Source organism: Vibrio sp. 10N.222.46.A1, assembly GCF_041473595.1.
In the GTDB taxonomy this organism is placed as follows: Bacteria; Pseudomonadota; Gammaproteobacteria; order Enterobacterales; family Vibrionaceae; genus Vibrio; species Vibrio tasmaniensis_A.
Genome location: NZ_JBFRSN010000499.1, coordinates 1 through 3,669, shown reverse-complemented (window position 1 = coordinate 3,669; position 3,669 = coordinate 1). Strand labels below are relative to the sequence as shown.

2 protein-coding genes and 1 pseudogene are annotated in these 3,669 nt (G+C 42.4%); 1 reads left to right on the top strand and 2 read right to left on the bottom strand.

What is annotated here, in order from left to right:
• Positions 1–30 precede the first annotated feature (30 nt).
• Both AB4496_RS14645 and AB4496_RS14640 read right to left on the bottom strand, forming a co-directional pair.
• Positions 31–1,695, bottom strand: coding sequence for a VRR-NUC domain-containing protein (locus AB4496_RS14645; protein WP_102257604.1), 1,665 nt, complete (start codon positions 1,693–1,695; stop codon positions 31–33).
• Positions 1,696–1,751: 56 nt separating this feature from the next.
• A complete protein-coding gene (locus AB4496_RS14640) occupies positions 1,752–2,990 on the bottom strand; it encodes an OFA family MFS transporter (protein ID WP_009844864.1) in 1,239 nt (412 codons plus the stop codon).
• Positions 2,991–3,584: 594 nt separating this feature from the next.
• On the opposite strand from AB4496_RS14640, the pseudogene AB4496_RS14635 reads away from it, so the two are divergent.
• Positions 3,585–3,669, top strand: a pseudogene (locus AB4496_RS14635) (NADH:ubiquinone oxidoreductase); the annotation flags it as partial.

Sequence of the window (3,669 nt, the reverse complement as noted above, 5' to 3'; positions counted from 1 at the left end):
AGAGACTAGAGACTAGAGCTAGGCAACTATCTAATGATTGACGTAGCAAACCGAGAATGGAACAGATAATCGCTCGAACTCTTTGATCCATCGCCATTGGTTGTCTTGCAATTTATCGCCGGGCCCTTTGACCTCAATCCAATGAAATTCATCGTCCTTGAACGCAATCAAATCCGGCATCCCAGTTCTAAATAGCTTTAAATCACTGAGCATCACTTTGAATAGCTCGACGATTAAGGCGTTCGGAATAGCCTCCATACTGTGCTCAATGAGTGCTTTAGGGAAATGGTTCCAATGAACGAATGGATTTGCGATACCGTATTTCTGGTCGTAGATATCAAGCAATTGGTTTAGTCCTTGCTCGGATATGGTTTGAAACACAGCCTGGATCTGTTCAGCTCGGTTGTCTATGAAGTCTGAATGGTACAGATCCAGAGGGCGATGTTGGTAACGATTAATAAATGCACTCTCAACGTCTGCGAAAATCACTTCCCAAAAGGCTAAGCCAAACAATCCACATAAAAAACTGTTCTCTGAAAAGTAGACTTCCCAACCTTGGTTTTCGAAATGTTGCTTCACCGCAAGTTCAACTCGCGTTTGGCTGAGGTCTAATTCCAGTTTTATCTCTTTGCAGCTCGGTTTTATGGTTCGAGAAACTTTGTGGCCCTGTTTCCGTAGTAGCCTGTTTTCAAGCTTAATAGCGACTTCCAGCTCTGATACATCTGATGGATTCGCTTTCATTTTCGTGACAATGTCACACATTAAGTTTAGCTCATCTTGCTTGTCATAGATGCGTGCAAGTCGTTCTCTGCTTGGGGGAAGTACGGATTGTTTGAACCAAAAGACAGCTTGATCGTTTTGGTTGAGCCTTTCTAGATCGCGAGCGATATCATTGATCAAACGCGATCGTTTTCTGGCAATGCTTCTGTGCTCTGATTCTTCAGGAATCGAGTTTAAAAGCTGCTCAAGAAACTCACCGTCTTTGCGGTCCCCTTCTGAATACAAGCGTTGAATATCACGTATCTGGAGCAGTTGATTGAGCTGTTCTCTAGAGGTGAAGAAACGACGCTGTTTGCTTAACGGGTAATTTTCGAAGGTGTTGAGTCCAAGATCGCTAAGAACGAATTGGCTTAGGTCTTGATAAGTATTGGCAAAGAACAGTAGTAGCAAGACATCAATAACTTCAGATTCGACAACGTAAATACAATCGAATGACAAGTTTTGGAACTGGTCAAAAGGTTGGTGTTCGAGCAAAGCCAAGAGTTCGTCTTTCTTCGCTGTCTGATTGTTCATAAGAAATGGGAATGCGCTGAACAGCTCTGGTTTAGTCAGTAGATGCAATCCTAATTCGAGATCATTAATGACAAGATTATGTTGTTCGGTAGGGTGGCTTAACGCAATGAAGTTCGATGTGTTTAGCTCTTGTAGGGCGTTTTTCAGATCTGGAATTTCAGCATAGTCGAGCTTATCACTTCGAAACCAGCAGCCTTTGCGAGAAAGCAAACGAATCATTAGACACTGGCTTGCGACTGAAAGACGTTTGTATTCAGACAACCAACGGCATTCATCGTCACTCAGCAGATCTGGATAGAGTGTTTGAGCGTGTTCAATCAGTCGATTGAAGTTGTCGAGATAATAAGTAGGGGAGAGCTGAGGAGTGGTTTCTATCGTCAATGGATTAGTCGCTTGATACAAAAAGAGCCTAACCCTAAGGTTAAGCTCTTTCTATTTTTAATCAATCGAGAACTGAGTTAAGCGCTTGCTTGCTTAAGTTCTGTTGCTTTCGCTTCTGAGATTGGTTTAGTCACGATAGCTAGAACAATACACACGGCCATCATAGCAGCAGAGATTGTGTAAGCTAGGCCGTAACCTTCGCCATTCGTCATTGAGTAACCAACAACCGCAGCACCGATAGCACCACCGATACCCCATGCCGTGTAAAGCACGCCGTAGTTCGTACCGTAGTTTTTCAGGCCGTAGAATTCCGCAGTTAGTGTTGGGAATACTGCTAGAAGTGTACCGTAACCAACAGCTGCGATAGCCGTACCAATGATTAGCGTAAATTCAGAGTTGAACGTAGCGAATAGAGCCATGTTCGCACCTTGAAGGATGAACGCTAAAAGTAGAGTACGTACGCCACCGATTTTATCTGCAAGCATACCTGCAGCAACACGACCGCCTGAGTTGAATACAGCAAGGATAGACGCTAGGTAAACCGCGTTTGGTAGGTTCGCTTGAACGCTAGCAATCGTAGTGATGTTACCGATGATCATAAGACCAACAGAAGCAGCAAATGCGTACATGATCCATAGAGAGTAGAACTGAGGAGTCTTCAGCATTACTTTCCATGTTAGGTCTTCAGTCTTCTTAACCGCTTTAGGTGCTTGGCCTTCTTTTACTTTAGGCTCAGCTGGCGTGTAATCCGCTGGTGGGTTGTTGATCGTTGCCGCTAGAGGTACTGCGATTGCAAGTACACCAACACCAAGAATCATAAAGCTTGTTTGGATACCCATGCTATCGATTAGCGCAGAAGTTAGTGGTGCTAGGTAAATAGCAGCAAGACCGAAGCCTGCAGCGATTAGACCGTTAACCATACCTTTCTTAGAAGAATGGAACCATTTCATTGCTGATGGAGAAAGACATGCGTAACCGAAGCCGATACCAGCACCTGTCATCACGCCAAACGTTAGGTTTAGCATCATAGGAGTCGTAGCGAAACCAGAAGCAATCATACCTAGGCCAGTAAGCGCTGTACCAAGAATAAGGATCTTACGTGGACCCATACGGTCTTGTAGGATGCCTGCAACAAGAAGACAAACAGAGAATGTGATAGTTGCAATAGCGTAAGGTGAAGATGCTTCAGCAGCACTCCAACCAGCTTCAGTAACTAGCGCCTTGTTAAATACACTCCAAGCATACAGGATGCCAAGACAAAGGTTGATACAGAAGCCTGCTAGCAGGATACGTGATGCTTTATCAATCTTGCTCATTTTTATTCTCAGTTTTGTCGTTGGTCAGTGGTGAGCCACTTAACTAAAGACGGGTTATTGTGATTGTTTCTTCAAAATTAGTTTGCGTTTATCAACAGACAACGCAAAAGAGCGCGGATTATAACCAATAAAAATGTGATTGGAATCTCTTTTTCCATTTTCGGTAAATAAACTCAAAATTGTTAATGGGTTGTTTTTTGTTGGTTTGTAAGTTGTGTTTAATACCTTTCTATTTTGTTCTTTTTAGCGTGGCGGGCTTATTTTTTAAGGGATTCTTCGATACACATTTCAGATTGTCCACGTATCCCGTGCGGATATCACAGAGTTACGAATTATTTTAAATATTTTCCAAGGTTAATTTTGTGTAACAAAATAAATCGAAATGACGCTTTATTCATATGAGACAAGGGTTAACGGAGGTTTATTAAAAACAGTATGTTAAATGATTGTTAACTCGGGTTTTTGTTAGCACCATTGCTTACATTTTGTTCAACTTGAGGGGTTGTGTTGAACAAAAAAAATGGGAAAATAGTACGCAAACTGAGATTCCAAATTTGAAAGGATGCGTTTCCAACCTATGGTGAGGCGAGTATTATGAAACTGTTTTTAATTTTATTGATGTCAATTTCTGGTGGTGTAGCGGCAGCTGACCATATTCACTCTTTCCTATTCGGCTTCT